Consider the following 4,679-nt stretch of genomic DNA (forward strand, 5'->3'; position numbering starts at 1 on the left):
TGGTCTTCTGGTCAGGTGAGCTTGGGAAAATAAAGTCTTACCAAGCCCCTCCCTTTAGGGATGGGGTTCCTGACTATGTTAGTCCCAGAAGTGCGTTATCCACTGCAGGCCCCACAACCCCCTATTGGTAATTCACGATCCGTCCCCAGCTATCGGCTTTTAAGCTGGCACCGCCCACCAAAACGCCATCGATTTCTGGCTGGGCCATAATTTCATCGATATTTTCTGGCTTGACCGATCCGCCATATTGAATCGTTACATCTTTATTCGTTAGCTTCGAGCGAATCAAACCCATGACGCGATTGGCTTCTGGGGCTTCGCAGGTTTTCCCGGTACCGATCGCCCAAATCGGTTCGTAGGCAATCACCAAGTTTTGTTGGTCGATATCCACCAGGTCTTTTTCGATCTGGCTGAAAATGTGAGACTCGGTTTCGTTGGCTTCCCGCTGTTCCTGGGTTTCCCCCACGCACAGAATCGGCGTCAGCCCGTGTTTTTGCGCCGCTTTCAGACGTTGATTGACGGTTTCATCGGTTTCGCCAAAATATTGACGCCGCTCGCTGTGGCCCACGATCGCGTAGCGTACCCCCAATTCCTTCAGCATCGAACCGGAGATTTCTCCAGTGTAGGCACCGGAATCTTCCCAGTGAACGTTCTGGGCACCGAGGCGTACCGCGCTCCCATGCAAATGCTTGGACAGGGTTCCCAAGGCGGTATAGGGCACGCAAAGAACTACTTCCCGTTCTTCTGGGGTGTCTGTCACTAGGGGTTTAAATGCTTCTAAGAACTCTAGCGCTTCTGCTTGAGTTTTGTGCATTTTCCAATTACCGGCCAGAATGATTTTTCGCACGAGTAACTCAGTCCGTTCCAAACTACAACAACAAAATGCACACTCCAGTCTAAAGCGAATGCGGCTCCTTTTAAGGGATTTTCCCGGAGAAGTCCCTAAAAAATCTTCCGGGAGATAGAGCCACCGGGATGGCAAGGGGGGGAACCCGAACCCGATCGCTGGCGTTCGGGCATGTTTTCCGTCACCAGGACTGTAGCGATCGCGATCGCCCCTGATTTTCTGCAACCGACGGTTGGATGAGGCTCCTGCACCCCCTGAGTGAAGTAACCACTCACATTTTTTGCAATTATTGTAAAGATAAGTTGAGTTTTCTTGCGTTTTTCATCTTTTTGGCTGATAAGTATTTTAACTCTTACCGAAAAAGCTATTCTCAATCTAAAATAAAGTGTTTATGATTGCCACCGAGTTCCGGGAGGGGTTTAGATATGTTTAACACGACAATTTCATACACGATAGAAGTTATCCAAGAAGAAGCTCGTCAACTGGTGAAAAAAGGCATCCTCAGCCGCCAGCAACCTATCTATACCCTTTGCCAGTACATCCCGGCGCGGGAATGGATGAATGTAGAGTTTGAGTTAGAACAAAACGAATATTTGCTACGCGATCGCATTTGCGATCTGCTCGGACGCGAAGACTGGAATGACGACTAAATTAAATCCTACTTCAATCTCAATAGTGTTAACCCCCCGATTTTCTTAGCTTCTCGATCGGGGCAAAATGGCTTGTCCCCACCGGTGCGGCGATCGCGGCATTCGCGCGTTCGGGGGACAACGTTTCTCATTCCGCCCATCTGACATCCGCCAATAAACTCAAAAAGCTTCTGATTTCAGAAGCTTTTTAGAATTAAATCGATTTTAACCTTCTCTAGCCAGTGCCGAGCGGGGAATACTGCCCACCCCGAATTCTACTGGCTAGGGAAAAATCAGCGCTTGACCCTCTCAAAGCTAGAACAGTGGGTTGCATCAATGGGAGACGCCATACCATAGATGGACGTCTCTACCAGCGGCATTTCCCACAAAATTAGGCTTGACGTGCGAATCGCTACTGCATGCCCGCCGCTTCTCGGGCTGCTTTTGCTTCATCGGGATGAATATTCAGACGAGTGAGATTGATGCGACCTTTGTTGTCAATTTCTCGCACCTTAACAATCACTGGATCGCCCACGGAGAGTTCATCCTCCACCTTGCCCACGCGGTAATCGGCGATTTGGGAAATGTGAATCATGCCTTCCTTACCGGGCAGGAATTCTACAAATGCACCAATCGGAATAATTCGCGTCACTCGACCGGCATACACATCCCCAGCACTGAGCTTGCGCGTCATATTCTGGATAGTGGTGACCGCCCGCTGAGCTTTTTCGCTATCGATAGCCGAAACGGTGACGGTGCCATCATCTTCGATATCGATTTTGGCTCCCGTTTCTTCCGTGATACTCTTGATGGTTTTGCCCCCAGGACCGATTACCATGCCGATTAAGTCGGGATCGATTTTAATCGTCATCAGGCGCGGCGCGTAGTTAGACAAGCGATCGCGCGGTTGTTCCAGGGCACCCAGCATTTTTTCCAAGATATGCAACCGTGCCGGTTTGGCTTGATGGATCGCTTTCGCCACCGTCTCCATGCTCAACCCGGTAATTTTCATATCCATTTGCAACGCGGTGATGCCCGTCTCGGTGCCGGCCACTTTAAAGTCCATGTCGCCCAAGAAGTCTTCAATCCCTTGGATATCCGTGAGGATGCGGACTTCATCACCTTCTTTAATCAACCCCATCGCTGCGCCGGACACGGGTTTTAAGATTGGCACCCCGGCATCCATCAGCGCCATCGTCGAACCGCAAACCGACCCCATTGAAGTCGAACCGTTAGACGAGAGCACTTCCGACACCACCCGAATCACGTAGGGAAAATCGCTTTGTTCGGGCAAGATCGGCATTAAAGCACGTTCGGCGAGGGCACCGTGACCGATTTCCCGGCGTCCGGGCGATCGCATCGGCTTGGTTTCCCCCACGGAATAGGGCGGGAAGTTGTAGTGGTGCAGGTAACGCTTTTCATCTTCCGGGTGCAGGTCATCCGCCAAATCTTGGGCATCCCCCGGGGTTCCCAAAGTCGCCAGAGACAACACCTGAGTCAGCCCCCGATTAAATAACGCGCTACCGTGAACCCGCTTGGGTAAAATTCCCACCTGACAAGACACCGGTCGAACTTCGTCCAGTTTGCGCCCATCGACCCGGACCCCTTCTTCCACGATTTGTCGCCGCATCAACTGCTTGGTGACATCTTTGAACACTTTGCCCAAAGCTTTCGGATCCGTGGTCGCCGCCACTCGCAGGGGGTCTTCTTCTGGCATTTCCTCGATTTGAGCGCAAATCCCCTCTTTGACTTCATCTAATGCACTGTCGCGCTCGTTTTTCTGCACTTCGTAGCGAGACAAGACTTTTTTGATGTCCTCAGTGGCGCGATCGCTGATAAACTTCTCTAGGCTATCGTCCACCTCCGGCGGTTCCTCCACCGCAGGCTCGATGCCCAGTTCCTCCAGGATTTCTCGCTGCGCCTGAATCAAATCCGACGCCGCTTCGTAACCAAAATCGATCGCTTCGATAATGTCTTGTTCCGGAAGCTGATTCGCTCCCGCTTCTACCATGATCACCCCATCCGGGCTTCCCGCCACCACTAAATCCAAATCTCCACTGGTAATTTCTTTGTAGGTGGGGTTAATGATAAAATCATCTCCGACTAACCCGACGCGCACCGCTGCCATCGGTCCGGAAAAGGGAATCTGTGCCAACTGAACCGCCACCGAAGCGCCCGTCACCGCCAGCACGTCCGGCGGCACCTGGGGATCCATCGACAGGGTAGTGGCGACAATTTGAATGTCATCGCGGATCCATTGCGGAATCAAAGGTCGCAGGGGACGGTCGATCAGCCGGCTAGTGAGGGTTACTTTTTCCGGAGGACGTCCTTCCCGTCGCAAGAAGCCGCCGGGAATCTTACCCGCTGCATACAGCCTTTCTTCATAATCCACTAACAGCGGCAGAAAATCGATGCCTTCTCTTCCCTCGGATCGCGTCGCTGTCACGAAAACCGCCGTATCTCCGGATTGAATCAATACCGCACCACCTGCTTGCGGTGCCAACAATCCAATATTGAGTCGAATATCCCGTCCATCAAAGGATATCGACTTTTCCATCTCTTTCATGCAGTCCTTTTTCCTTCTTTTTCACTCAACTTTTCTTCTCTGTGGCAATCCTAGCACTTCTCAATTGCGATTGCTTTCGACTCCATTGGCTCAACCGGACACCTGTTCCCTTGCTCGAAAAAATCGAGCCTACCACTGTGGGGCGCGTCTTTTTTGCCTCGGTTGAAAGCGGATTGCCACTCACTCGATTGCCATCGAGAGCTAACTGAACGGAGCAGTTGCCCCGTCACTGTGCGGGCGGGGTGCTGACACTTCCTTCTGGCGACAACCCGCAGACCCATGCCAGGGTCTTGAACTTTACTCCTTATAACTCTAGTGTCTATTTTATCAAACCCTGGTTGCTCGAAGCTTTAAACTGTATCGGTCTAGGAAATTTTTTTTCGCCCCCCGGCGATCGAAGCGCCATATCCGGGCTGGTTTTTCCCGGGAAAGGCGCGTGGCGCGATCGCCCCTCACCCTGGGCAAAACGCGCGGCGCGGGTTCTATGTCCCCCCAGACAGAAAGCCCCAGGGATTCCCTGCGTGAATGCGCCTCTATGGTTGTACAATAAGTACCGTGACGGTGCGATTCGTTCCTGCCAAAAGTCAAGGAAAATCTCCGAAACGTGGGCAGGGTAAGGTTCCAAAAGGGCCTTGAC

At 52.0% G+C, this 4,679-nt stretch carries 4 protein-coding genes; 1 reads left to right on the top strand and 3 read right to left on the bottom strand.

Translation table 11 applies throughout. The features are described 5' to 3' along the window. Positions 1-121: 121 nt before the first annotated feature. Together tpiA and AC0QH1_RS12885 are read right to left on the bottom strand one after the other, a co-directional pair. Complete coding sequence (gene tpiA / locus AC0QH1_RS12880) at positions 122-847, bottom strand: triose-phosphate isomerase (RefSeq protein ID WP_324631541.1); 726 nt, start codon at positions 845-847, stop codon at positions 122-124. 95 nt (positions 848-942) lie between these two features. Beyond that, on the bottom strand, positions 943-1,122 hold the full coding sequence (locus tag AC0QH1_RS12885) for a hypothetical protein (RefSeq protein WP_324631542.1): 180 nt from the start codon (positions 1,120-1,122) through the stop codon (positions 943-945). A gap of 150 nt (positions 1,123-1,272) precedes the next feature. Here AC0QH1_RS12885 and AC0QH1_RS12890 point away from each other — a divergent pair, with 150 nt between their 5' ends. Then, a complete protein-coding gene (locus AC0QH1_RS12890; RefSeq protein ID WP_324631543.1) occupies positions 1,273-1,497 on the top strand; it encodes a DUF4327 family protein in 225 nt (74 codons plus the stop codon). Positions 1,498-1,888: 391 nt separating this feature from the next. Here the strand turns inward: AC0QH1_RS12890 and AC0QH1_RS12895 are convergent, their stop codons facing one another. After that, positions 1,889-4,042 carry a polyribonucleotide nucleotidyltransferase gene (locus AC0QH1_RS12895; RefSeq protein ID WP_324631544.1) on the bottom strand — a complete coding sequence of 718 codons (2,154 nt, stop codon included), beginning with the start codon at positions 4,040-4,042 and terminating at the stop codon, positions 1,889-1,891. Between the last annotated feature and the right edge of the window lie 637 nt (positions 4,043-4,679).

Source organism: Phormidium sp. CCY1219, from assembly GCF_055795085.1.

Bases quoted from the DNA above. Each gene is read 5' to 3' on its own strand.
- AC0QH1_RS12890 (WP_324631543.1), top strand. From the start codon at position 1,273: ATGTTTAACACGACAATTTCATACACGATAGAAGTTATCCAAGAAGAA.
- AC0QH1_RS12895 (WP_324631544.1), bottom strand. From the start codon at position 4,042: ATGAAAGAGATGGAAAAGTCGATATCCTTTGATGGACGGGATATTCGA.